General features: G+C 68.0%; 18 protein-coding genes. 12 read left to right on the top strand and 6 right to left on the bottom strand.

Translation table 11 applies throughout. The features are described from left to right. Window positions 1–88 precede the first annotated feature (88 nt). Window positions 89–988, bottom strand: a complete 900-nt coding sequence (locus RCF34_RS02170; RefSeq protein ID WP_308706691.1) for a LysR family transcriptional regulator — start codon at window positions 986–988, stop codon at window positions 89–91. Between the two features lie 146 nt (window positions 989–1,134). Here RCF34_RS02170 and RCF34_RS02165 point away from each other — a divergent pair, with 146 nt between their 5' ends. The 3 genes from RCF34_RS02165 (at window position 1,135) to RCF34_RS02155 (ending at window position 5,015) form a co-directional block, all read left to right on the top strand. Further along, on the top strand, window positions 1,135–2,214 hold the full coding sequence (locus RCF34_RS02165; protein WP_308706690.1) for a 4-oxalomesaconate tautomerase: 1,080 nt from the start codon (window positions 1,135–1,137) through the stop codon (window positions 2,212–2,214). Window positions 2,215–2,273: 59 nt separating this feature from the next. Next, window positions 2,274–3,587, top strand: a complete 1,314-nt coding sequence (gene dctA / locus RCF34_RS02160; protein WP_308706689.1) for a C4-dicarboxylate transporter DctA — start codon at window positions 2,274–2,276, stop codon at window positions 3,585–3,587. 114 nt (window positions 3,588–3,701) lie between these two features. Beyond that, a complete protein-coding gene (locus RCF34_RS02155; RefSeq protein ID WP_308706688.1) occupies window positions 3,702–5,015 on the top strand; it encodes a citrate:proton symporter in 1,314 nt (437 codons plus the stop codon). A 17-nt stretch (window positions 5,016–5,032) separates the two neighbouring features. Here RCF34_RS02155 and RCF34_RS02150 read toward each other — a convergent pair whose 3' ends face one another. Next, on the bottom strand, window positions 5,033–5,821 hold the full coding sequence (locus tag RCF34_RS02150; RefSeq protein WP_308706687.1) for a substrate-binding domain-containing protein: 789 nt from the start codon (window positions 5,819–5,821) through the stop codon (window positions 5,033–5,035). A 151-nt stretch (window positions 5,822–5,972) separates the two neighbouring features. Here RCF34_RS02150 and RCF34_RS02145 point away from each other — a divergent pair, with 151 nt between their 5' ends. The 3 genes from RCF34_RS02145 (at window position 5,973) to RCF34_RS02135 (ending at window position 9,292) form a co-directional block, all read left to right on the top strand. Then, complete coding sequence (locus tag RCF34_RS02145; RefSeq protein WP_308706686.1) at window positions 5,973–6,650, top strand: response regulator transcription factor; 678 nt, start codon at window positions 5,973–5,975, stop codon at window positions 6,648–6,650. Then, a complete protein-coding gene (locus tag RCF34_RS02140; RefSeq protein WP_308706685.1) occupies window positions 6,628–8,001 on the top strand; it encodes a HAMP domain-containing sensor histidine kinase in 1,374 nt (457 codons plus the stop codon). The genes RCF34_RS02145 and RCF34_RS02140 overlap by 23 nt, the downstream gene beginning before the upstream one ends. Window positions 8,002–8,065: 64 nt before the next feature. Continuing rightward, the gene (locus RCF34_RS02135; protein WP_374941132.1) at window positions 8,066–9,292 is read left to right on the top strand and encodes a D-alanyl-D-alanine carboxypeptidase family protein; all 1,227 of its coding nucleotides are present in this window, start codon (window positions 8,066–8,068) and stop codon (window positions 9,290–9,292) included. 15 nt (window positions 9,293–9,307) lie between these two features. Here the strand turns inward: RCF34_RS02135 and RCF34_RS02130 are convergent, their stop codons facing one another. Then, window positions 9,308–10,273: an alpha/beta hydrolase gene (locus tag RCF34_RS02130; RefSeq protein WP_308706683.1), complete on the bottom strand. Its 966-nt coding sequence runs from the start codon at window positions 10,271–10,273 to the stop codon at window positions 9,308–9,310. Window positions 10,274–10,552: 279 nt separating this feature from the next. Here RCF34_RS02130 and RCF34_RS02125 point away from each other — a divergent pair, with 279 nt between their 5' ends. Continuing rightward, window positions 10,553–11,545, top strand: a complete 993-nt coding sequence (locus RCF34_RS02125; RefSeq protein ID WP_308706682.1) for a helix-turn-helix transcriptional regulator — start codon at window positions 10,553–10,555, stop codon at window positions 11,543–11,545. A 105-nt stretch (window positions 11,546–11,650) separates the two neighbouring features. Next, window positions 11,651–12,565 carry a transporter gene (locus RCF34_RS02120; protein WP_374941155.1) on the top strand — a complete coding sequence of 305 codons (915 nt, stop codon included), beginning with the start codon at window positions 11,651–11,653 and terminating at the stop codon, window positions 12,563–12,565. Window positions 12,566–12,574: 9 nt separating this feature from the next. Here the strand turns inward: RCF34_RS02120 and RCF34_RS02115 are convergent, their stop codons facing one another. After that, on the bottom strand, window positions 12,575–15,484 hold the full coding sequence (locus tag RCF34_RS02115) for a PAS domain S-box protein (RefSeq protein ID WP_308706680.1): 2,910 nt from the start codon (window positions 15,482–15,484) through the stop codon (window positions 12,575–12,577). Between the two features lie 392 nt (window positions 15,485–15,876). Here RCF34_RS02115 and RCF34_RS02110 point away from each other — a divergent pair, with 392 nt between their 5' ends. Continuing rightward, window positions 15,877–17,193: an APC family permease gene (locus RCF34_RS02110; RefSeq protein ID WP_308706679.1), complete on the top strand. Its 1,317-nt coding sequence runs from the start codon at window positions 15,877–15,879 to the stop codon at window positions 17,191–17,193. On the opposite strand, the gene RCF34_RS02105 is transcribed toward RCF34_RS02110, so the two are convergent. Next, window positions 17,190–20,276 (bottom strand): ATP-binding protein, encoded by a 3,087-nt coding sequence (locus tag RCF34_RS02105; RefSeq protein ID WP_308706678.1) that lies wholly within the window; start codon window positions 20,274–20,276, stop codon window positions 17,190–17,192. The genes RCF34_RS02110 and RCF34_RS02105 overlap by 4 nt on opposite strands. A 225-nt stretch (window positions 20,277–20,501) precedes the next feature. Here RCF34_RS02105 and RCF34_RS02100 point away from each other — a divergent pair, with 225 nt between their 5' ends. Further along, a complete protein-coding gene (locus RCF34_RS02100) occupies window positions 20,502–22,121 on the top strand; it encodes a methyl-accepting chemotaxis protein (protein WP_308706677.1) in 1,620 nt (539 codons plus the stop codon). A 157-nt stretch (window positions 22,122–22,278) separates the two neighbouring features. After that, window positions 22,279–22,587 (top strand): hypothetical protein, encoded by a 309-nt coding sequence (locus RCF34_RS02095; protein ID WP_308706676.1) that lies wholly within the window; start codon window positions 22,279–22,281, stop codon window positions 22,585–22,587. Here the strand turns inward: RCF34_RS02095 and RCF34_RS02090 are convergent. Further along, window positions 22,584–23,504: a GGDEF domain-containing protein gene (locus RCF34_RS02090; RefSeq protein ID WP_308706675.1), complete on the bottom strand. Its 921-nt coding sequence runs from the start codon at window positions 23,502–23,504 to the stop codon at window positions 22,584–22,586. The two genes, RCF34_RS02095 and RCF34_RS02090, sit on opposite strands and share 4 nt — an antisense overlap. A gap of 270 nt (window positions 23,505–23,774) precedes the next feature. On the opposite strand from RCF34_RS02090, the gene RCF34_RS02085 reads away from it, so the two are divergent. Next, window positions 23,775–25,247, top strand: coding sequence for an iron-containing redox enzyme family protein (locus tag RCF34_RS02085; protein ID WP_308706674.1), 1,473 nt, complete (start codon window positions 23,775–23,777; stop codon window positions 25,245–25,247). The last annotated feature ends 53 nt before the right edge of the window (window positions 25,248–25,300 follow it).

Below are 25,300 nucleotides of genomic sequence, written 5' to 3'. Positions count from 1 at the left end.
CCAACAGACCGCCCGAACAGGCGCGACGTTCACTGCATACTGGCGCTTGGCCGCCCCGACTCAGGGCGCGCCGGCGCGCAGGCCCGGGCTAGGGCCGTTCGGTCTGCCACTGGCCGAGCAGGATGGCGACGAATTTTTCCGCGGCGGGCGACAGCGAGGCACCACGGCGCGAGACCAGGCCGAGGGTACGGGTCACTTCCGGATCGGTGAGGGGCACGCTGACCAGGGTCGGGTGGTCGGCATCCGGCATGGCCAGGCTGGGCATGGCCGAGACGCCGAGGCCGGCTTCCACCATGCCCAGGGACGTGGACAGGTGCTGCACCTCATAGAACCACTTGGGGCGGATGCCGCGGGCGGAGAGGGCGTGGTCGAGCAGCACCCGGTTACCACTCAGGCGCCCCACGCCGATCAGCCGGTGCTCGACCAGCTCGGCCCAGCTGATCGACGGGCGTCCGGCCAGTTCGTGGTCACGCCGGCAGGCCAGCACGAACTGCTCCTGCACCAGAGGCACGAATTCGATGTCAGGGTGCTGGCCGCTGAGCATGTTGATGCCGAAGTCGGCCTCGCCGCGCAGTACGGCCTCCAGGCCGTCGTTGGCGCTGAGGTCCAGCAGGCGGATGCGGATCTTGGGGTATTGCTCGTTGTACTGGCGGATCACCGAGGGCAGGAAGTAGAAGGCCGCGGTGGGGATACAGGCCAGGGTGACCTGGCCGGTCTGGCGCTCGGCCAGTTCGCGGATGCTGAGGATGGAATCCTCGAAGTCGTCCAGCAGCCGCCGTGCCTTGGGCAGGAAATCCCGGCCCACACTGGTGAGGCCGACGCGACGAGTGGTGCGTTCGAGCAGCGGCGTGCCCAGGCCGTCTTCCAGCTTCTTGATGCGCCGGCTCAAGGCGGGCTGCGACAGATGCAGGGCGTCCGCTGCCTCATGGAAGCTGCCCAGTTCAGCGATTTTCACGAAGGATCGAATGTCTTGCAGCTCGTAGTCCATGAATGCCCTGTCCCGGAAATCCAGTTCTATTGATTATCCAAGTGGAATAATAGCGCTGATATTTGCATTGGATAGATTTATCTCCGGCTGCCAATCTTGTCTCCAGAACATCAATAACCGCTATTGATCAACAAGAGTCAGCAGTCATGCAACGTATTCCCTGCGTTCTCATGCGCGGTGGCACCTCCAAGGGCCCCTTCTTCCATGCCAGCGACCTGCCCAGCGATCCCGTCCAGCGCGACGAGATGCTGATCGACCTCATGGGTGCCGGTCACGAGCTGGAAATCGACGGCATTGGTGGCGGCAGCCCCCAGACCAGCAAGGTCGCCATCATCAGCCCGTCCAGCCATCCCGATGCCGACGTGGACTATCTCTTCGTCCAGGTGATGGTCGCCGAGCGGCGCGTCGATACCGCGCCCAACTGCGGCAACATGCTCTGTGCCGTGGGTCCCTTCGCTGTGGAGCAGGGCCTGGTCGCCGCTGAAGACGGCAAGACCCTGGTGCGCATCCGCAACCTCAACACCGACAGCTTCGTCGATTCGCTGGTGCACACGCCCGGCGGCCTGGTGCGCTATGAAGGCGATACCGCGATCGACGGCGTGCCCGGCACCGCCGCGCCGGTGCAACTGACCTTTCTCGACGCCGTGGGCAGCAAGACCGGCAAGCTGTTTCCCACCGGCCAGGCCACCGACGTCTTCGACAGCGTGCCAGTGACCTGCATCGACATGGCCATGCCGATGATGATCGTCGACGCCCGCCACCTGGGCGTGACCGGCAGCGAGCGGCCGGCCGAGCTGGACGCCAACGCGGCGCTGCTGGCGCGGCTGGAAGACCTGCGTCTGCAGGCGGGTCGGGCCATGGGCCTGGGCGATGTCAGCGGCAAGGTGATCCCCAAGCCGGTGCTGATCTCCCCGCCGCAGCAGGGCGGCACCCTGCAGGTGCGCTACTTCATGCCGCACAGCTGTCACCGGGCGCTGGCCATCACCGGCTCCATCGGCCTGGCCACCGCCTGCGTCACCGCGGAAACGGTGGTGATGGCGTTGCTCGGCGAGTCGGCGCGTGGTCTGACCAATGTCCGCCTGGAGCATCCCAGCGGTGGTATCGACGTGGTGCTGTCGCGCGGCGGCGCGGACGGCACTACCATCCAGGCCTCGGTCGTCCGGACCGCGCGCCGACTGTTCGCCGGCCACGTGTACGCGCCCACCGCGCGGAGGCTCGCCGGCTAGCAGGCTCCACACCCCACCCACCAGCGCATCCGCACAACTTCAATAAACGGTGATGCCCCATGAAACTTGCCAAATCGCTGTACTTCCAGATCCTCTGCGCTGTGGTCCTCGGGGTGCTGGTCGGTCACTTCTGGGCGCAACAGGCCATCGCGCTCAAGCCCCTGGGTGACGCCTTCATCAAGCTGATCAAGATGATGATCGCCCCGGTGGTGTTCTGCACCATCGTCACCGGCATCGCCGGCATGACCGACAAGAGCACCCTGGGTCGGCTGATGGGCAAGACGCTGCTGCTGTTCCTGGTGCTCACCGTCATCAGCCTGTTCATCGGCCTCGGCGCGGTCTATCTGTTCCAGCCCGGCGTAGGCATGAACATCGATCCCGCGACCCTGAGCACCGCCAGCATCGCCCAGTACACGGCGTCGGCGGCCAAGCTCAGCGTGGTGGACTTCTTCATGCACATCATCCCGGACACCTTCATGGGGGCGTTCAACAAGGGTGAGGTGCTGCCGGTGCTGTTCATCGCCGTGCTGTGCGGCTTCGCGCTGTCCGCCATGGGCGAGCGCGGCCGGCCGGTGCTGGATGTGCTGGAGTCGGCGTCGCAGATGGTTTTTCGCATCTTCGGCTACCTGATGCGCTTCGCGCCGGTGGGTGCCTTTGGCGCCCTGGCCTTCACCGTCGGCCAGTACGGCATCACCTCGCTGGGTTCCCTGGCCAAGCTGATCGCCACCCTCTACATCGCCTGCGCCTTCTTCGTCTTCGTGGTGCTGGGCGCCCTGTGCCGCTCGCGGGGCTTCAGCCTGTGGAAGCTGCTGCGCTATTTCCGCGAGGAATTCCTGGTGGTGCTTGGTACCTCATCCACCGAGCCGGTGCTGCCGCGCATGCTGCAGAAGCTCGAAGGCCTGGGCTGCAAGAAGGGCGTGGTCGGCCTGGTGCTGCCCACCGGCTACTCCTTCAACCTGGACGGCACCGCCATCTACCTGTCGCTGGCCGCGGTCTTCATCGCCCAGGCCTGCAACATCGACCTCACCGTCGGCCAGACCCTGACCATGCTGGCGATCATGCTGCTGTCCTCCAAGGGCGCGGCAGGGGTGACTGGCAGCGGCTTCGTCGCCCTGGCCTCAACCCTCACCGTGATCCATGACATCCCGCTGGCGGGGCTGGCACTGCTGATCGGCATCGACCGCTTCATGTCCGAAGCCCGCGCCCTGACCAGCCTGGCCAGCAACGCCGTGGCCACCGTAGTGATCTCCCTGGCCGAAGACGCCTGCGACCGCGAGAAACTGATGCGCGCCCTGGAAACCGGCAAGGCCCAACCCCTGGCCGTGACCGAAGCGCCCGAGTGGCCCGCGCCGGACGCCCGTCCCCACGCCTGATCGTTCCAACCCCGCTACCGCTGCAATCCCACCTCCGCGCCGTCAGCTGGCCGGAGGCGGGGATCGGCTGGCCAGCGTCTGGCCAGACCCACAACAAGAACAAGGGATACGCCTATGCTCGCGCTTCTCGGTCTGATCATGGTGGTGACCTTCACCTACCTGATCATGAGCAAACGTCTGTCACCCATCGTGGCGCTCACCGTGGTGCCCATCGTCTTCGCCCTCATCGGTGGCTTCGCCCCCACCACCGGCAAGATGATGCTCGACGGCCTGAGGATGGTGGCGCCCTCGGCGGCGCTGCTGCTGTTCGCCATCCTCTTCTTCGGCCTGATGATCGATGCCGGGCTGTTCGATCCGCTGATCCGCAAGATCCTCAAGCGGGTCAACGGCGACCCGGTGAAGATCGCCATCGGCACCGCGCTGCTCTCGCTGCTGGTGGCCCTGGACGGCGACGGCACCACCACCTACATGATCACCTGCGCCGCCATGCTGCCCCTGTACAAGCGCATCGGCATGAATCCCATGGTGCTGGCGACCGTCTCCATGCTCTCGCTGAGCATCATGAGCGGCATGAGTCCCTGGGGCGGCCCGGCCACCCGCGCCATCGCCGCGCTGGGGCTGGACGCCACCGCCTACTTCATTCCCCTACTGCCCACGGTGATCGGCGGGGCGGCCTGGGTGGTGTTCACCGCGTTCCTGCTCGGCCGCCGCGAACGCGCGCGCATCGGCAACGTCGCCCTGGAAAGCGGCGGGGCGGCCGGCGGCAAGTGCTATATCGAGGAGATCCTCGGCGATTCGCCGACCAAGCGGCCGCGGCTGGCCTACGTCAATCTGGTGCTGGTGATCGCGGTGATGACCGCCCTGGTCATGGGCGTGATGCACGCGGCCATCCTGTTCATGATCGGCTTCGTGCTGGCGCTGATGATCAACTATCCGCAACTGGAGCTGCAGAAGGCGCGCATCCTGGCCCATTCCGGCAACGCCATGACCGTGGTGCTGCTGGTGTTCGCCGCGGGCATCTTCGCCGGCATCTTTTCCGGCACCAAGATGGTCGATGCCCTGGCCCAGACCCTGGTCGACTGGATTCCGCCGGCCTGGGGCCACTGGTTCCCGCTGGTGGTGGCCATCACCAGCATGCCGCTGACCTTCGTGCTGTCCAACGATGCCTACTACTTCGGCGTGGTGCCCATCCTGGCCAACGCCGCCGCGGCCTACGGCATCGATCCGGTGGAGATCGCCCGCGCCTCGGTGCTGGGCCAGCCGGTGCACCTGATGAGTCCGCTGGTGGCGTCGACACTGCTGCTGGTGGGCATGGTCGACCGCGACATCGGCGACTTCCAGAAGGCCACCGTCAAATGGGCGGTGCTGACTTCCCTGGTCATCACCGTACTCGCCCTGGCCACCGGCGCCATTTCCTTCTTCGTCTGACGCCGGCGGCCTGGCCCTCATTGCTGGGCGGGGATGGGCTTGAGACCGCTGTCCTGGATGGCCTTGGCAGCGTCCTTCGAGGCCAGGTACTGCAGCAGGGCGCGCGCCGCATCCGGGTGCGTGCTCTTGCTGACCACGGCGCCGGAATAGAGGGTCATCTTCTGCGCCTGGTCGGGGATCAGGCCGACGATATCGATGCCTGGCACGGGCTTGAGTTCGCTCAGTTGCTGGAAGCCCAGCTGCGCCTCGCCACGGGCCACCACCTCGCCCACGGGTTCGGCGGGAATCATGCGCGCCTTGGCCTTGAAGGCCTCGCTCAGCTGCATGCGGGGGAAAAGGATGTGCGCCAGGTAGACGCCGCTGGCGCTGTCGGAATAGGCCACCGACTGGGCGTTCTCCAGGCTCCGCTTGAAGGCCTCCATGGTGGCGATGTCCGGCTTGGGCGCGCCCTTGCGCACCGCCAGGGCGATGAACGACTGGCCCAGGTCGACGCGGCTGTCCTTGAGCGCCTGGCCGTTGGTGACCAGCTTGTCCAGCGCCGAACCCACCATCAGCACCACGTCGGCCGGCTCGTTGCGGGCCAGGCGCTGGGGGATGGCCTGGGGCGTGTCGCCCATGGACGGCGCGGCGGCGATGTCCAGTTTCACGCCGGTGGCCTTTTCGTAGGCCGGGGCGACTTCGCGGATGGCGCCCATGATGCCGCCCGAGCTCAGCACCGTGAGGGTGGTGACGGGTTGTGCGGCCAGCAGCGGCGTGGCGGCCAGCAGCAGGGCGCCGAGGGCGAGGGTGGGCAGACGTCGAAACATGGGGAGGACTCCAGGCTGAAAAGACCGACGATAGACCGCGGGCAGGGCGGAAGCGCGTTAGTCCGAATGAAGAAAAATTTAATTTACCGGCCTGGCCGTTTTCCCTAGGGTGTCCGGTCCGCCAGACCGGGCGCCAGATCCAGAGGCCGCTATGACCCAGGCTTTGGTCATCGAAGACGACGAGGTGACCGCCCACGCCATCGCCAGCGAATTGCAGGCGCAAGACTATCAGGTACGTTGGGAGAACACCGGCCGCGAGGGCCTGGCCGCGGCCATCGCCGGCGGCCACGACATCATCACCCTCGACCGAATGCTGCCGGATTTCGACGGCCTGACCATCGTCAGCACCCTGCGCGGCCTCGGCATCGCCACCCCGGTGCTGATGCTCAGCGCCCTGTCCGATGTCGACGAACGCGTCCGCGGCCTGAGATGCGGCGGCGACGACTACCTGACCAAGCCCTTTTCCCTGGTGGAGATGATGGCCCGCCTGGAGGCGCTGCTCAGGCGGCCGGTGGCTCAGTCCGCCCGTCACCGGTTGCGGGTTGGCGAGCTGAGCCTGGACCTGATCGACAACACCCTGACCCGTGCCGGCGAGGCCATCGCCTTGCTGCCCACCGAATTCAAGATCCTCACCTACCTGATGCGCAACGCCGGCCAACTGGTGACCCGCACCATGCTCTTCGAGCAGGTCTGGGGCTATCACTTCGATCCCGGCACCAACATCATCGACGTGCACATGGGGCGGCTCAGACGCAAGATCGAGCGGGCGGGGCGGCCGCTGGTGCATACCGTTCGCGGAGCCGGCTATGTCCTCGTCGTCCCGGACTAGGCGCTGGCGCTCGGGCAGCAGCCGCCTGCTGGCGCTCTATGCGTTGCTCTTCGTGGCCTGGGGCGCGGTCTTCACCGGGGTGCTCTACTGGCAGATCTCCGGCTACCTGGGCGCCGTGGCGGAGCGCACCCTGCTGCAGCGGGCGCACTACTACGGCAAGGTGGCCGACGCCGACCTGCTGGGGGAGCTGCAGGCCAGCGAGGTCTATTCCATGCCCGGTATCGACGCCTACGGCCTGTTCGAGGCCGATGGTCGCTATGTCGCCGGCAACTTGGTCAAACTGCTGCGCAACCTGCCGGACGACGGCCAGGTGCATTACCTGCAGCGCGGCCTCAGGACCACCGACGCCCTGGACGAGACCCGCAGCAGCCACGCCTTTCTGCAGCGCCGCGCGGACGGCCGCATCCTGGTGCTGGCCCGCGATGGCGGCTCCATCTCGGCGGTGGGCGGCATCATCGGCCAGGCGCTGTTCTGGGGCTTGTCGCTGACCCTGATCCCCGGGCTGGTCGGCTGGCACCTGTTGCGGCGACGACCGCTACGGCGCGTCGAGCGACTGCAACGCAGCCTGGAGCGGATCGTCGCCGGTCATCTGGAAGAACGGCTGCCGCTGTCGCCGCGGCACGACGAGCTGGACATGCTGGCCGATGCGGTCAATACCACCCTGGCGCAGCTGGAGCGCTCGATGCACGAGGTGAAGGGGGTCTGCGACGGCATCGCCCATGACCTGCGCACCCCGCTGACCCGGCTGCGGGCGCGGCTGCACCAGCTGCAGCAACTGCCCCTGGCCGAACCCCAGGCCGACAGCCTCGGCGAGGCGCTCGCCGAGACCGAGGCCATCATGTCGCGCTTCCAGGGCCTGCTGCGCATCTCCGAGCTGGAGGACACCCGGCGGCGCATGGCCTTCGCGCCCCTGGACCTGGCCGCGCTGCTGCGCCAGGCCCATGACTTCTACGAGCCCCTGGCCCAGGAAAAGGCCCAGACCTTGAGTCTGGAACTGGGCGAGGAATTGCCGGAGGTCCAGGGCGACGCCGAGTTGCTGTTCGAGGCGCTGGTCAATCTGCTGGACAACGCCCTCAAGTTCGCCCCGGAGAGGGGCAGGGTGCGGCTGGTGGCGCGCGGCGTCGGCCTGGCGGTGCGCATCGAAGTGGTCGACGACGGCCCTGGCATTCCCGCGGCCGAGCGCGAGAGCGTACTGCGGCGGCTCTATCGCGGCGATGCCAGTCGCCAGCAGCCGGGCTATGGCCTGGGCCTGTCGCTGGTGGCGGCCATCGTCCGCCTGCATGGCTTCAGCCTGAGCATCGAGGCGGCCGAACCGGTGGGCGCGCGGGTGCTCATCACCAGCGCCGGCTGAGGCGCGCCTTCCTAAATTTTTCTTCACTTTCCTTCATTTGAGACCGGGGCAGGGCTCTCCCAGGATGGCGGGCCCCACTGCCACACCGGATCTGTCGCTCGTGAAACACCCCCTGCTACTGGGCCTCGCCGCCCTGGCTCTCGCCTGGCTCGGCCAAGTCGAGGCCGCGCCCGCCGCTGTACCCGCCACTGCGCCCGCCGCCAATGTGCTGATTCCCTCGCCGCCCCAACTCTCGGCCAAGGCCTGGGTGTTGATGGATGCCACCACCGGCCAGGTGATCGCCGAGGAGGATTCCCACGAGCACCTGCCGCCGGCCAGCCTGACCAAGCTGATGACCGTCTATGTGGCGACCCGTGACATCCAGGCCGGCCAGCTCAAGGCCGACGACAAGGTCACCGTCAGCGAGCACGCCTGGCGCACCGAGGGCTCGCGGATGTTTCTCGATCCGCGCTCCCCGGTGTCGGTGCACGATCTCCTGCAGGGCATCGTCATCGATTCGGGCAACGACGCCAGCGTGGCCCTGGCCGAGCACATCGCGGGCAGCAACGAGAGCTTCGCCAGCCTGATGAACGCCACGGCCCAGCGCCTGGGCCTGCACGACAGCCACTTCATGAATCCCACCGGGCTACCCGACCCCGAACACTTTTCCTCGCCCTACGACATGGCGCTGCTGGCGCGCGCCATTATCCAGGACGAGTCGGCCTACTATGAGCTCTATGCCAGGAAGTACTTCACCTGGAACGGCATCCGCCAGCCCAATCGCAATCTGCTGCTCTGGCGCGATCACAGCGTGGACGGCCTCAAGACCGGGCATACCGAGGCGGCTGGCTATTGCATGGTGACCTCGGCACGGCGTGACGGGCGCCGGCTGATCACCGCGGTGTTCGGCTCCAACTCGATCAACAACCGCGCGGCGGATACCCAGAAGCTGCTGACCTATGGCTATCGCTTCTTCGAGAACCAGACCCTCGATCGGACCGGTGTCGCCCTGGGCACCCCGGCGATCTGGGAGGGCGAACAGTCGGCCCTGCCGGTGGGCGTGACCGAGGATGTGGTGCTGACCCGCCCCAAGGGCCAGCAACCGCCAGCGCGCCGGCTGGTGCTGGACGAGCCGCTGGTGGCACCCATCGCCCAGGGCGCCGTGGTCGGGCGCCTGGAGCTGGTGGAGGGCGAGCGCATCCTGCAGACCCGCCCGCTGGTGGCCCTGGAGGCGGTGGAGCAGGGCGGCTGGTGGTCGCGCTGGCCGCAGCACCTCTACCGCCTGGTGCTGCACTGGTTCGGCCGGGCCTGACCCGCGCGGCCGGACTCAGGCCTCCTGCCGCAGCTGCTCGCGCAGGAAGGCGTTCATCCGCGCCAGGGTCCAGCGCACACTCGGCAGCACCCCGAGCATCTCGATGAAGCCATGGATCATGCCTGGCAGCTCGTGGTACTCCACGGCGTTGCCGGCGCCGATCAGCGCCTGGGCATAAAGGCGGGCATCGTCGCGCAGGGCGTCGCATTCGCCGCCAAAGATCAGCGCCGGCGGCAGGTTGGCGTGGGAGGGGGCATAGAGCGGCGAGACGCGCGGGTCGCGGGTGTCCACGGCCTGCAGGTACATCCCGGAGAAGTAATCCATCATCGGCCGGGTCAGCGGCGGGACCTCGGCGTTCTCGATCCGCGACGGGTGATTCCAGGCTCGGGGCGTGTTGTCGACGCCGGGATAGATCAGCACCTGGGCCTTGAGCCTGAGCGGTCCTTCGCGCAGGTGCAGCGCGGCCATGGCCGCCAGGCCGCCGCCAGCGCTGTCGCCGGCTACGGCGATCCGTTGCAGATCCAGGTGGAAGGCGCCGCCGGCCTCGGCCAGCCACCGCAGGGCGGCCAGCACGTCGTCAGGGCTCGCCGGTGCCGGATGTTCCGGGGCGAGGGCATAGTGCACCGCCAGCACCGCATAGCCGGTGCCCAGGGCGATCTGGCGGCAGAGCGAGTCATGGCTGTCCAGGTCGCCGATCACCCAGCCACCGCCGTGCAGATAGACCACCAGCGGGCGGGGAAGATCGTCTTTCGCATAGGGCCGATAGAGGCGCAGCGGGATGGGGCCGAGGGGACCGGGGGCGCTGAGCTCGTCCACCCGCGTCACCCCTGCCGGCGGCAGGCCGAGGGCGCGATTCAGCTGCACATAGGCGGCGCGCGCCTGCTGCGGGGTGAGGCTGTCCAGCGGCGGCTGCGGGTGGGCGGCCAGCTGCGCCAGCAGGCCGGCAACCTCGGGAGTGAGGCGCGCGAAGACGTCGGGCATGGGGCTTCTCCTGTGGTCCCGGGCGCCAGGATGGACGCCGGGTCGCCGCCAGCCTCGCCGGAGGTCACGGGCGGGTCTATCGATCAGATGAACGATGGCGACCCGCGTTGGACCCCGGTTCGCGCGCGGCCGTTGCGCGGACGCGCGGGTAGCAGAGGGCGGCCTATCCTGCATCTGAACGATAGGCGCGCCGCAGCGGTACGGTAGACTCGGACCCAAGCCAGGCCCCGTCAGGGGGCCGGCATCCTACCCAAAGACAATCAAAACAATGGGGGTAGCATGGATCAGTCAGCCGTCGTTTCCTGCAGTGTACCCAGCGCGGTGGTCGCGCGCTTCAGCCAGGTCGTCCTGGCGCTGCAAGCCCGCCTGCGTGGCGGGGCCATCACCGAATTCCATGCCCAGGCCCTGGCGCAACTGCAGCGCCTGGTCGCCTTCGACAAGGCCTGGTGGGGCAACTCCGCCTGGCGCGACGGGGTTCCCGTGGCACACAGCACCTTCCTGCTGGGGCTGCCCAGCAGCTATACCCGGGAGTGGGATGCCCTCAAGGCCGACGACCGCGCCCTCGGCACCCTGCATCTGGTGCAGGGCCGCTGCCAGGTGTTCGACTGCCGGGCCGCGACGGCCGCGCCGACCCTGGCCGCCCTGGGGCAGCGTCATGGCCTGGCACACGGCCTGCGCATCGTGCTCACCGATGACCACACCCGCCTGGGCGTGCACCTCACGCTGTTCCGCGACGATCCCGCCACGCCCTTCACCCCCCTGGAATGCCAGCTGGTGGAGTGGCTGATGCCGCACCTGCTGCATGCCGAGCGCGAGAGTTGCCTGCGTACCCTGGCGATCCTGAGGGACAGCCAGGGCAGCTTCGACGAACTCGCCCTGGCGGTGTGCGATCGCTATGGCGTGCTGCTGTCCATGGAGCCCGGCTTCGCCGCCCTCCTGGCGGCAGAGTGGGACGGCTGGCAGGGCAATCGCCTGCCGACCGCCTGTGATCCCCACGGCCCCTATCAGGGCCGCACCCTGCAACTCGATGCCCAGCCGCTGGGCGATCTGCTGCTGCTCAAGGCGCGCCGACGCAGCTCGGCGGAGCGCCTCAGTGCCCGCGAACTGGAAGTGGCTCAGTGCTTCGCCCTGGGCCAGACCTACAAGGAAGTCGCCCGCAACCTGGGCATGGCGCCGGCCACGGTCCGCCATCACCTGAGGCGCATCTACGAGAAGCTCGGCGTCAACCGCAAGGCGCAGATCGCGCAACGGGTCGCCGCCGCGCCGGACTGATCCCCCCTGACCCTACGCCAAGACCGAGCGCCTCGCGCGCCCGGTGAGGCCTCGCTCGTCCGCTCGAAAGCCCTGAGGAATCCCGCCATGCCGTCCCTGCCCGGAATGCTGACCCGTGCCTCTATCCTGTCACTCGTGGCGTTGGTCGCCACCACCCACGCCACCGAGAAGGGCATGCCGACCACCGCGGCCGGCGTGCAGGACTTCGGCGCCGGCTTCATGCCGCCGTCGACCCCCGTCGGTACGGTCGGCATGCGCTTCAGCGACTACCAGGCCCGGGTGATCAAGGACAGCCATGGCAAGGACGATGGCAACGATTTCAACATCAACGTCCTGGCCATCGGCCTGGCCTATCTGCGCATGACCGACCAACAGCTGTTCGGTGCGCGCTACGGTTTCGGCGCCGTCTCGGTGTTCTTTCGCATGGATGCCGACCTCGGCATCAACGCCGGTGGGCAGCGGGTGTCCGGCGACCGCGCCGAGTTGTTCCGCCCGGCCGATTTGCAGCTGATCCCGCTGATCCTCGCCTGGGAGCCGGCGCCCGGCGTCGGCATCAATACCCAGCTGTCGATCCAGGCGCCCACCGGCGACTACGACAAGAATCGCCTGGTCAGTCCCGGGACCAACCACTGGACGGTCTCGCCGATCTTCAACGCCAGCTACATCAGCCCGAGCGGGCTGGAGCTGTCGTCCAGCTTCCAGGTCGACATCAATGCGCGCAACGCGGCCACCGACTACCGCAGCGGGGTGGAGTACCGCCATGAATTCGCCCTCGGCCAGCACTTCGGCCCCTGGACGGCGGGGCTGGGCGGCTACTACTACCGCCAGCTCAGCGACGACGACGCTCCCGGCCTGACCCGCGGCAATCGCGCCCGGACCCTGGCGCTGGGCCCGGCGCTCAGCTTCTTCGACCCCACTTCGGGGCTGCCGGCCATCTGGCTGCACGCCTACAAGGAATTCGAGACGCGCAACCGGGCGGAGGGCTATACGGTGGCGCTGAAGATCGGCGCGAGCTTCTAGCGGGACATGCTAGCCGCCCATCATCTCGCGCACCCGTGCTGTCAGACTGTCCACGGCGAAGGGCTTGGTGAGGATCTCCATGCCGGGGTCCAGATGGCCATTGCCGATGGCGGCGTTCTCGGCATAGCCGGTGATGAACAGGGTCCTGAGCCCCGGGCGTGACTGCCGACCCGCCTCGGCCATCTGCCGGCCGTTCATGCCACCGGGCAGGCCCACGTCGGTGATCAGCAGGTCCAGGTGCACATCGGATTGCAGGATCTTCAGGCCGGTGAGGCTGTCGGCGGCTTCGATCACCGCGTAGCCGAGGTCTTCGAGGATATCCACCACGAGCATCCGCACCGTCGGCTCGTCGTCGACGATGAGCACCGTTTCGCCCTGGGCGCTGCCGGCCATGTCGAGGCGCGTGGCCAGGTCTTCATCGGCCGGTGCCTCGCCCAGATACCGCGGCAGATAGATGCACAGGGTGGTGCCCTGGCCGACTTCGGAGTAGAGCCGCACCTGACCGCCCGACTGGCGCGCGAAGCCATAGATCATCGACAGGCCGAGGCCGGTGCCCTGGCCGATGGGCTTGGTGGTGAAGAAGGGCTCGAACACCCGGCCCGCGACCTCCGGCGGGATGCCCACCCCGGTATCCGTCACGCACAGCGACAGGTACTGGCCTTCCGGCAGGTCCTGGGCGCGGGCGGTCTCGCGATCCATCCAGCGATTGGCGGTCTCGATGGTGATGCGACCACCCTCGGGCATGGCGTCGCGGGCATTGATGCAGAGATTGAGCAGGGAGTTTTCCAGCTGGCTGGGGTCGACCAGCGCCGGCCAGAGACCCGCGGCGCCCACGGTCTCGACCTGGATGCCCGGGCCGACGGTGCGCTGGATGAGTTCGGTGAGGCCATCGATCAGCTGGTTGACGTCCACCGGCCGAGGCGCCAGGGTCTGGCGCCGGGAAAAGGCCAGCAGTCGGTGGGTGAGGGCGGCGGCGCGCTTGGCCGCGCCCTGGGCGGCCGCCAGATAGCGATCGAGTTCGCGCAGACGACCCTGGGCGATGCGCGTCTCCATCAGTTCCAGCGCCCCGGAGATACCGGCCAGCAGGTTGTTGAAGTCGTGGGCGAGACCGCCGGTGAGCTGGCCGACGGCTTCCATCTTCTGCGACTGGCGCAGCTTTTCCTCCGCCTGCATCAGCTCGGCCGAGCGCTCGGCCACGCGCACCTCCAGGGTGTCGTTGAGGGTGCGCAGGGCGGCCAGGGCCTTGTCGCGCTCGGCTTCGATGGCGCGCCGCTCCTCGACGTCGATGAGCACGCCGGGAAAGCGCAGCGGCGTCCCGTCGGCGGCATGGTCGACCCGGCCGTTGGCCTCGATCCAGTAGTAGTGGCCGTCGGCCCGGCGCACCCGGTACTGATGGGCGAAGGAACCGGCCTGGGCGATCACCACCTCGATGGCCCGGGCGAGGCCCTCCTTGTCATCGGGATGGACGTTGGTGACCACCTGCGCCAGGCTCAGGCCCTCGCGGCCCAGCTGCGGATCGAGGCCGAAGACCGTGGCGAAGGCTTCGTCCACGGTGAATCTGTCGGTCGGCAGGTCCCAGTGCCAGGTGCCGATGATGGCGCCGGCGGAAAGCGCCAGCTGCACCCGCTCGATGTTTTCCCGCGCCAGTGCCTCGCTGATGCGCAGCCGTTCCTCGGCATTGCGCCGCTCGGTCACGTCGCTGAAGAGGATGGCGATCTGGCGCTCGTCCGGATCGCCGACCCGTACGGCGCGCACGTCGAACCAGCGTTCGAAGGTGTTGGCGTAGTTCTCGAAGGTGGCCGGCTCGCCGGTCTTGGCCACATGGCCATAGGTGTCGAACCAGAACTGCTCCAGGTTGGGAGCGAATTCGGTCACCCACTTGCCGCGCAGGTTGACCCCGGCCTGGCGTTCGAAGGCCGGATTGGCCTCCAGGAAGCGGTAGTCGATCGGCTGGTCGTCGGCATCGAACTTGACCTGGACGATGGCGAAGGCCGAGCCGATGGTCTCGATGATGGCGCGAAAGCGCTCCTCGCTCTTGCGCAGGGCGGTTTCGGCCGTCTGCAGCTGGCTCATGTCCAGCATGGCACCGATCATCCGTGTCGGGCGGCCGTAGACATCACGGATCACCCGACCGCGGTCCAACACCAGCGCATAGGAGCCATCCGCACGCAGAAAGCGGTATTCGTCCGTCCAGACCAGGCCGTCGCCATCGATCACCCCATGGATGGAGGCGTCGATCCGCGTACGGTCATCCGGATGGATCTGCGCGAGCCACCAGCTGCCGGTAGAGTCCACCGCTTCAGGGGCGTGGCCATAGGCCGCGGTCAAGGCTTCGTTCCAGCGCACCTGGCCGGTGTTGAAGTCCCAGTCCCAGATGGCGTCGTTGGTGGCTTCGGCCACCAGGCGGTAGCGTTCCTGGGTTTCCTTGAGCGCCAGGCCCGCCAGGTGTTCGACGGTACGATCGCGCAGGATCTTGACGAAACCCAGGTGCTCGCCGTCGTCGTCGGTCAGGGCCATCATCTCGCCCGAGGCCCAGAAGCGCTGGCCGTCCTTGCGCAGGTGCCAGCGCTCGTCCATGGCGCTGCCGTCCCGCAGCGCCTTGGCCATTTCGTACTCGGCACGACGGTTGGCACGGTCTTCAGGCGTAAAGAAGCGCGCGGCGTCCTGGCCGATTATCTCCTCGGCGGTCCAGCCCATGACCTGCTCGGCGCCCGGATTCCAGTCAGTGATGAGCCCCTCACGGTCGCAGACCACGATGGCGAACTCGGTGGTGCTTTCCAGCACGGCGCGGCTGCGTGCCTTGCTGGGTCGGCGGGCGGCGTCTTCATCCGGCGGGGCCTCCTGCAAGGCGGCGCGCAGGCGCAGCACCTCGGCTTCGAGTTCGGCGCGGGTCAGCGTGGCCAGGGGTCCCTCACTCATCTTGCTGGGCATCCTCGAGGAATGGATCTCGGGGTCGTTCGACCGCGAGAAATCGCAGAGTGTGGCAAGCGTCCGCCAGCCCGAAAAGGCCCTGCCGCTGATCGGCAAAGGGCAGGGAGCCGTGGCTCGCCGGCGACCGGGCAGGGCCGCTGGATACCAGCGGAACGGTACCCCCGCGCGGGCTCCCGCCCTAGACGGCCGCAAGCGCAGCGGCGGACGTCCTCCAACCTGGATGTTCGATAGCTCCACGCCATCGCTGACGCCCGTGGGGGCGGGTGGATGAACGGTCAGGCGCTGGAACCCGGTCGCTGCCCGGGCTCTCTACGGTTGCACGCGGCGGACCCGGCAAGGGCCCGCGCCCGTCCCCAGACCGTTCAAGGAGCACCACGCGCATGGCCACGGAATCCTCTCCTGCAACCGCTACGCTCAACCGCGCCATCACCCTGCCCATGCTGCTGTTCTTCATTCTCGGCGACGTGCTCGGCGCCGGGGTCTATGCCCTGGCGGGCACCATCGCCGGGCGGGTCGGCGGCGCCATCTGGGCCCCCTTGCTAGTTGCCTTGCTGTTCGCCCTGCTGACCGCGGCTTCCTATGCCGAGCTGGTCACCAAGTACCCCAGGGCGGGGGGCGCGGCGGTCTTCGCCGAACGCGCCTTCGGGCGACCCTGGCTGTCCTTTCTGGTGGGCTTCTCGATGCTGGCCGCCGGGGTCACGAGTGCCGCAGGCCTGGCGGTGGCCTTTGCCGGTGGCTATCTGCAGGCGCTGGTGCCCTGGCCGGCCAGTTGGGTCTGCCTGGCCTTCCTGGTGCTCATCGGCCTGCTCAACGCCCGGGGCATCAAGGAATCGCTGTCGGTGAATCTGGTGATGACCCTGGTCGAGTTGTCGGGCCTGGTGATCGTCATCGCCGCGGCCGCCTGGTTCGTCGCCCAGGGGCAGGGCGAACCGGCGCGGCTGCTGGAGGTGGATGCGCCCTCGGCGACCGTGGCCATTCTCAGCGCCTCGCTGCTGGCCTTCTATTCCTTCGTCGGCTTCGAGACCTCGGCCAATCTGGCCGAGGAGGTGCGCGACGTCAGCCGAGTCTATCCACGCGCCCTGTTCGGCGCCCTGGTCATAGCCGGCCTCGTCTACATGCTGGTGGGCGCCGGCGCCGCCCTGGTGCTGCCGGTCGACCAGCTCAAGGCTTCGGGCGCACCGCTGATGGACGTGCTCGGCGCCTCGGGGCTGGGTGTGCCGACTCGCCTGTTCGCCGTCATCGCGCTGATCGCGGTGGCCAATGGCGCGCTGCTGACCATGATCATGGCCAGCCGCCTGGCCTATGGCATGGCCCGCCAGGGCCTGCTGCCAGCGGTGCTCGGCCGAGTACTGCCGCGGCGGCAGACCCCCGGGATCGCCATCCTCGCCACCACCGCGGTGGCCATCGCCCTGACCTATACCAGTACCCTGGATGTACTCGCCGAAACCGTGGTGCTGCTGCTCCTGGTGGTGTTCATCAGCACCAACCTGGCGGTGCTGGTGCTCAAGCGCGACCGGGTCGAGCACGCGCATTTCCGGGTGCACTGGCTCTTTCCGGTGCTGGCCCTGGGTTCCTGTGCCCTGCTGCTGGCCCAGCAGGGCGCCGCGACCTGGTGGCGCGCCGGGCTGATGCTGCTGGTGGGCGTGGCGCTCTATGGGCTGACGCGGCTGGCCGGTTCGCGGCGGGTCACCGCCTAGGCGCCCACCAGGACGTAGAGGGCCTGCATGTCAGCCGGCTTGGTCAGGTGATGATCGAAGCCGGCCGCCAGGGCCTCGGCCTTGTCCTGGGCCTGGCCCCAGCCGGTCATGGCGATCAGCCTGACCGCCTGGCCAGCCGGGGTCGCGCGAATCGCCCGGGCCAGTTGGTGACCGGTCAGGCCCGGCATGCCGATGTCGGAGATGACGATCTCGGGGCCATAGCTCTGGAACAGCGTCAGGGCCGCCTGGCCGTCGTAGGCGACCCGCACCTCGTGGCCATCCAGCTCCAGCAATTCGGCGATGGTATCGGCGATGTCGGGATTGTCGTCGGCGACCAGGATCCGCCGGGTGGCGGGCAGCGCCGGTGCCGCTTCCACCGCTTCCGGCCCGGTTGTCGGCGCCGTCGCTGTCAGCGGCAGGCGCACGGTGAAGCGACTGCCCAGGCCGAGGCCGGCGCTGGTGGCGGTGATGTCGCCACCCTGTAGCCGGGCCAGTTCGCGGGAAAGAGCCAGGCCGATGCCCAGTCCGGGCGAGCGCTCGGTAAGGCGCGGATCGATCTGGCCGAACATCTGGAACAGGTCCGCCAGGCGCTCGGGGGCGATGCCGATGCCGGTGTCGGCGATGTCCACCCGCACCTCGGTGTCGCTGGCCTGCACGGCGAGGGTGATCCGTCCCCCTGCCGGCGTGTAACGGGCGGCGTTGCCCAGCAGGTTGATGAAGATCTGCTCCAGGCGCAGCGGATCGGCCTGCAGCCAGAGTGGCGCCTCGGGCAGGCGCAGTTCGAAGGTCTGGTGCTTGTCCTGCATGGGCGCCAGGGTCGCTTCGGTGGCTGCCTGGAGTACGGTCTGCAGGGTGACGAAGGCATTGTGCAGGGTGATGCGGCCAAAGGTGATGCGCGAGATGTCCAGCAGATCATCGAGCAGGGCGCCCATGCGTTCCACCTGCCGCTCGATGGTCTGGCAACTGCGCCGCCGCTGTTCGGGACAGGCCTGGGGCGCGGCGATCAGCGCCGCTGCCTGGCGGATGGGCGCCAGGGGATTGCGCAGCTCATGGGCCAGCACGGCGAGGAATTCGTCCTTTTGCCGGTCGTTGTCGCGCAGCTGCTGCTCCTGGCGCTTGCGCTCGCTGATGTCGAGAAACCAGACCGCCACGTTGCCGTCGAAGGGCGTGGCGCTGATCTGCAGCCAGCAACTGGCGCCACTGGCGGCGGGACCCTGCAATTCTACGGACCAGGCCGTCTCGCCGGCCTGGTGCTCCGCACAGAGCTGCAGGATCCGCGCACTGGCCCAGGACAGGCAGGAATGCGCGCTGCTGCCGTCGAGGCCCAGGGTGGTGGCGCCTATGGGGTTGAGATAGTCCCAGCTGAAGGCGCCTTCGGCCGTGGGCACGGCGATGCCGAAGGACACCTGCGAGCCTTCCAGGGCTACTCGCAGGCGGCGTTGCGAGCGCAGTGCGGCTTCCTGGATCCGGGCGCGATCGATCACCAGCACCGCCTTGGAGGCGCACAGATCGGCCAGGCGCTGCTGGCGCGGCGTGGGTTCCCGGGCCTCCGGCAGGTGCACGGTGATGGCGCCGAGGGTGCCGTGCAGGGTACTGCGCAAGGGCACACCATGCAGCGCGGCGAAGCCCAGGCGGCGGCCGAGCGTGGCCAGGGTGGCGAACCCGGGTGCGTTCGCCAGGGCCGGTACCACCACGCGGGTACCACTGCGCACGGCAGCGGCACAGGCGCTGTCTTCGGGTCGCAGGGCGGCCAGCTGCGCCTGCTCCTCGGCCGTGAAGCCAGGCGCGAAATACAGCTGCGGCGGCTTGCCGTCTTCCAGCAGCGAGACGCAGCCCTGGGATGTCTGGTGGAAGCGACAGAGGACCTCGAGGATTTCCTGCAATTGCTGCGGCAGCGAGGGCAACTGCAGCAGACGATGGTTGAGCCGCTGCAGGACCTCCAGGTCGGCGACCTGCAGTTGCAGCTGCTCCTGACTCAGCTGCAGGCTACGCAGGTAGTCGTCGCGTTCCTCTTCGATCAGCCGGCGGGCTTCGGCCGCGGCCAGCAGGGCTTCGCCCACCTGGCGGATCTCCAATACGTCGCTGTCCGGCAGCACCGGCGGCAGGCGCTGCCCCAGCGCCTGGGCGGCCTCCTGCAGGGCCTGCACCGGTTGGCTGATCCGCCGCGACAGCAGCAGGGCCACCGCCCAGGCGAAGACCACCGACAGCACCAGGCCGCCGCCATAGAGCGCGAAGGAGCGATTGGCGGCCGCGGCCACCTCTTCGGTGGGGATCGCCGTGGTCACGGTCCAGCCGGAATCGGGCAGGCGCACGAAAGCTGTGTAGACCTGGCGGCCTTCGCGGGTGCGGGCGGTGCCGACGCCTTCCTCGCCCGGTTGTGCCAGGATCGCCGCCAGGCCTGGCAAGGCCGGCTCGCCCAGGCTTTCCTCGTGCAGGCTGGTACGGGCGATGCGCAGGCCATGGCGATCGAATACCGAGCCCACCCAGTCCTTGGGCAGGGCGCGGGCCATGCGCGCGGCTCGGATGCTTTCCGGGGTCATCACCGCGGTCAACACGAAGCTCAGCTGACCCTCACGCAGCACCGGGACCCTAATCGGAAAGGCGAGCAGGCCGGCGGGGCCGCGGCCCAGTTGCCCAACCACTGGCCGGTGCTGGGCGACCGCCTCGGCGAAGCTGTCCGGCTCGGCGAGAGGACCGCCGACGGGCCGGGCGAGGCTCGATATCCGCCGGACGACCTGGCCGTCCGGCGTGGCGAGCAGCAGCGTTCGCCAACCTGGCACCAGCGGCAGGATGCGCCCGACCAGGGTGTCGAAATCGCTCAGGTCACCCGTCCGCAGCAGGGGGGACTCGGCCAGCGCCTGGAGAATGGTCACCGAGCGACGCAGTTCGCTTTCGATGGTGGTGGCGGCCTGGCGACTGGACTCCAGGGCGCGCTGTTCGGCTTCGTGCTGCTGGTGATGGACGAGCAGCCACAGCCCCAGCCCGGCAACCAGTGCCAGGGGCACGATCCCGGCGAAGGCGATGGCCAGCAGGCGGTTGCGCAGGGGGACCAGGTGCGCCGGGCGCGGCTTCGAGGGCGACATAGGGATTTCGATGGTGGAAAGGCTCATTCTAGCCCGAGTTCGAGTGGCCCTTTGCCAGGATCGCGCGCCCATCGTCGGGTTGGTGCATGGCGCTGCAGGCCGCGCCCGCTCTAGCCTGCGGCTTATAGAGGACACGCCGCTGATCGCCGATGGCTGGCTATTCAGCCAGGGGTGATGGCGCCGAACAAAAGGGGTGAATACGCTTTTCCTGCCTGGAGTCGCGCCATGCGTACCTTGAAATTGTCGGCCCGTTCGGCCGTGTGTTTTGCCGCCGTTACCCTGTTGCTGCTGGTGCTGGCGGTCACCTCGGCCGTGGGCCTCAACGCGCTGTACAAAGCCGAACAGGATGTCGAGACCAACTGGATGGCCAGCATCGCCCAAACGGCGAAGATGGATTCCCTGGTTCTGCGTCTGCGCCTGGAAACCCTGCGTATGGTGGCCTCGGAAGACGAGCAGATGAAGCAGACCACCGCGGCGACCATCGCCCAGGCGCGCGGTCAGCTGCAGAAGGAAGTAGCGGCCTATCAGGCCCTGGTCGCTTCGCCTGAGGAGCAGCGGTTGGCCGATGCCGTGTCCGCCGGCGTCAAGGCCTACGACGCGCGCCTCGACGAGGTCGTCGCCATCGCCCGGACCCGTCCGGCGAGCGAGGGGACCGCCTACGTCAATGCCAATATCCGTCCCCTCACCAACGAGCTGCAAGAGAAGATCGTCGCCCTGGGCGACTTCAACCAGCGCGGCGCCAAGCAGGCCGGCCAACTGGCCACCCAGACCTACAGCCACAATCTCTGGATCCTCGGGGTGATTTCCGCCGCGGCCGTGGCGCTCACCGTGTTGCTGGCCGTGCTCTACACCCGCAGCATCCTGCAGCCGCTGCGCCAGGTGCTGACCATCAACCGGCGTATCGCCGACGGCGATCTGCGGGTCGAGGCCCAGGCCACCGGCCACGACGAGATGGCCGACCTGATGCGCGCCACCGTGCAGATGCAGCAGACCCTGCGCGACACCGTCAGCCACATCGGGGAGGCCTCGACGCAACTGGCGTCCGCCGCCGAAGAGATGAATGCCGTGACCGAAGAAGCCAGCCGTGGCCTGCAGCGCCAGAATGGCGAAGTGGAGCAGGCCGCCGCGGCAGTCAACGAGATGACCGCCGCGGTCGAAGAGGTGGCGCGCAACGCCGCCTCGGCCTCCACCTCGGCGCAGCAGTCGGAGCGTTCGACCGGCCTGGGTACGGCCCGTGTCACCGAGACCGTCAACGCCATCCATTCGCTGACCGACACCGTGTCCCATACCAGCGACCAGATCGTCGCCCTGGCTGGACAGGCCCAGGGCATCGCCACCGTGGTCGATGTGATCCGCGGCATCGCCGAGCAGACCAACCTGCTGGCGCTGAACGCCGCCATCGAAGCCGCCCGGGCCGGTGAACAGGGCCGTGGCTTCGCTGTGGTCGCCGACGAGGTGCGCGCCCTGGCCCACAGGACCCAGGAATCCACCCGCGAGATCGAGCAGATGATCGGCGGCATCCAGAGCGGTTCGGAAGGCGCCGTCCAGGCCATGCAACGCAGCCGCGACGAGGCCACCGCCACCCTGAAGATCGCCAACGAAGCCGGCGCCGCCCTGGCGGAGATCGCCCGCTCCATCACCGAGATCAACGAGCGCAATTTCCTCATCGCCACGGCGTCGGAAGAGCAGGCCCAGGTCGCCCGTTCGGTGGACCAGAACCTGGTCAGCATCCGCGACCTGTCGATCCAGACCTCGGCCGGTGCCCACCAGACCGCCGCGGCTGCCCATGAGGTCTCGCGCCTGGCGGTGGACATGAATCGCCTGGTCGGCCGCTTTTCGGTCTGATCCGGACGCAAAGGTCAGGGAAGGCCCTGCCGAGAGCCCCTCGGCAGGGCTTTTTCGTTTCCAGCCTGGCGGCGGACAAGCAGCTGCAGGAGCCATGGATGGGAACCTACCCGGGGGCTAGGAGGGTCTGCAGCCAAAGACCCCAGGAGAGACGGCCATGTACCTCATCCAGTTGCTGCTACCCCTTGAAGACAACGACGGCCAGCGCCTGCCCGGGGCACTGTTCCGGGAGGTGCGCGAGGAATTGGTGGCGCGTTTCGGCGGGCTGACCGCCTTCAGCCGGGCGCCGGTGGAGGGCCTGTGTCAGGATGAGACACAGCGCGTCGAGGACGATGAGCTGCTGGTCTACGAGGTCATGACCGAAGCCCTGGATCGGGCCTGGTGGGCCGACTATCGGCGCCGTCTGGAAAAGGCCTTCCGCCAGCGCGAAATCCTGATTCGCGCCCAGCCGACCGAGCGGCTCTAGGCCTTGGCCAGCACCACCCGCGCCCGTCCGGCGCGCTTGGCCTGATACAGGGCGCCGTCGGCGCGGCGGATCAGTTCATGGACAGTGAGGCTGCCGTCGGTGCAATGGGCGATGCCGATGGAGGAGGTGGTCTCGAGGCTGACGCCCTGTAGCTGCCAGGGTTGCTGCAGCGCGCGGCAGAGGCGTTCGGCCAAGGCCAGGGCCGCCTCGGCGGAGGTATCGCGCAGGAAGACGATGAATTCGTCGCCACCGATCCGGCCGAGCAGATCGCCGGTGCGCAGGCAGGCGCTGACCCGGGCGACGAAGGCCACCAGCAGCAGATCGCCGAACTCATGGCCGAATTCGTCATTGATGGTCTTGAAGCGGTCGAGGTCCAGATAGAACAGGGCGCAGGGTTGGCCGCTGGCACTGCCGGCCCGGTGGTGGGCGATCTGGTCGAGGATGCTGCGGCGGTTGGCGATGCCGGTCAGGGCGTCCAGGTAGGCCAGCGACCGGAAACGCCTTTCGCTTTCCTGCAGGGCGGTCTCGGCCAGTTTGCGCTCGGTGACGTTGCGACTGACGATGGTCAGCAGCCGCCGTCCACCCTGGGCATCGAAATGTGGGGTCTTGACCACCTCCCAGGTGTTGATGCGTCCATCTGGGCCCATGAAGGACTTTTCGATCTGGGTGGGCGCGCCGTTCTGCCAGGCCTGCTCATCGGTCTCGATGTTGTAGCGGAAGGCCTCGGCATGGGCCGGAAACCGCTCGATCAATTCGACATCGGTGATGCCTACATAGTCGAAGCCGACCATGGCATAGGCTTCGAGCACGATGCGATTGACGAACAACCAGCGTCCACGGCCATCCTTGGCGACGATGAACTCCTGGATCGAATCGAGGAGGGCGCGCAGATCGACGTCGGAATCAGCGGGGGACATGGGCAGAGGCCTGGCGGTCGTGTGAGTTTCCAGGTTATCGGCCCGCCAGCCTGGTTAATGAGGTCCCTCGTCAGGTCACCCGTCGCCTGGCGCGCTGGACGCCAGCAGGCGGATCAGCGTGGACCGGCCGCCGACGAATGGCAGCGGCCGCCAGCCTGCGCCCTTGACGGCCACAAGCGAGGCGGCGCGCTCCCGCGCGGGGTCCGCCAGGAACCAAGGCCTTTCCCACGGGCCGAACGAGGTATTCATCAGCTGCCAGATGTGCCCTTCATGCAGACCACGACAAGAGCCCTTACCGGCCAGCACACCGCCTCCAGCCCGCTCAGCCTGCAACCCGCCAGATCGCTGTACCAGGCGTTGCTGCTGGAGCACCCGGGCGCCAGGGCGCAGGAGAAGGCCCGACGCTTTCTCGATGACCAGCTGCAGGCGGTCGGCGGCATGACCGCCGACCTGCCGGACGACCCCGAGGACCTGGAAGCCTGGGTGCTGGAAAACAACGCCCGGGTCGGCGCCCAGTACCGCGACTACCTGGCCGCGCGCAAGGCCGGGGCACCGCGCCGCTACTTCGGCAGCAAGGCCCATGCGCTGTATTTCCTGCGGGGCGTGGCGCCGACCAAGCTGGTGGATGGCGCCTGGCTCTATGGCACGCTCGCCCACTGGAACGACCTGCGCTATCGCGCGGCTATCCAGATCTATCTGGAGGAATTGGGCGACGGCCAACCGGACAAGAATCACGTGGTGCTCTATCGCAAGCTGCTGGCCAGCCACGGCTGCGAGGACTTCGCCCAACTGAGCGACGACCACTATGTGCAGGGCGCCATCCAGCTGGCCCTGGCCCATAACGCCAATCACTACCTGCCTGAGGTGCTGGGGTTCAACCTGGGTTACGAGCAACTGCCGCTGCACCTGTTGATCACCGCCTACGAACTCAACGAACTGGGCATCGATCCCTACTATTTCACCCTGCACGTCACCGTCGACAACGCCGGTACCGGCCATGCGCGCAAGGCCTTGCAGGCGGTGCACGACGCCATGCCCACCGAAGGCCGCGCGGCCTTCTACCAGCGCGTGGTCCAGGGCTATCTGCTCAACGAGCTGGGCGCCAGCACCACCTCGGTGATCGCGGGCTTCGACCTGGAGCAGGCGGTGATCGAGGTCCTGGCGGAAAAGAGCAGCGTCGGCCGCTACGTGCATTCCGACTACTGCCGCATCGGCGGCCGCAGCGTTAGCGACTGGCTGACCGATCCGTCGCAGATCCCCGACTTCCTCCAGGTGATGCAGGAACAAGGCTGGATCAAGCGCCACGAGGACCCCACCAACAGCCGCTTCTGGCGGCTGATCCAGGGCGAGCGCGCGGAGATGTTCGGCGTCTTCACCGCCTACGAGCAGCAGCTGATCCACGACTGGATCGCCGGCGAATTCGTGCACGATGGCGCTCGCCAGCAGGCCACTGGCGAGCGAGTGGCCGTGCTGCCGCGCCGCGAAGTGAGTTTTCGCGCCCGGCAGCGCCAGCAGGAACGCCTGTGCCCGGCTCTGGAAGCGGAGCAGGGCGGGGCGGCCAATGCCAGCACGGCCCAGGCCAGTGATTTCGACAGCGAGCAGGCTGCGCTGGAGCAACGGCTGGCCAGCCAGCCCAGTCGCGCCGCCGCGATGGCGCTGCTGATCGAGCAGCTGTCGCCGGCGCGCCATCACAGTCGCGCCGGGCTCCTGGCGACGCGGCTGTTCGTCTCCCTCCTGGGCTGAAGCCCAGGCAAGGACCCGCGCGGGTCCTTTTTCATTTCGATCGCCACTCGAGG

The organism is Pseudomonas sp. 102515, assembly GCF_031085165.1.
Lineage (GTDB): Bacteria > Pseudomonadota > Gammaproteobacteria > Pseudomonadales > Pseudomonadaceae > Chryseomonas.
This window is presented reverse-complemented; position numbering and strand designations above follow the sequence as displayed.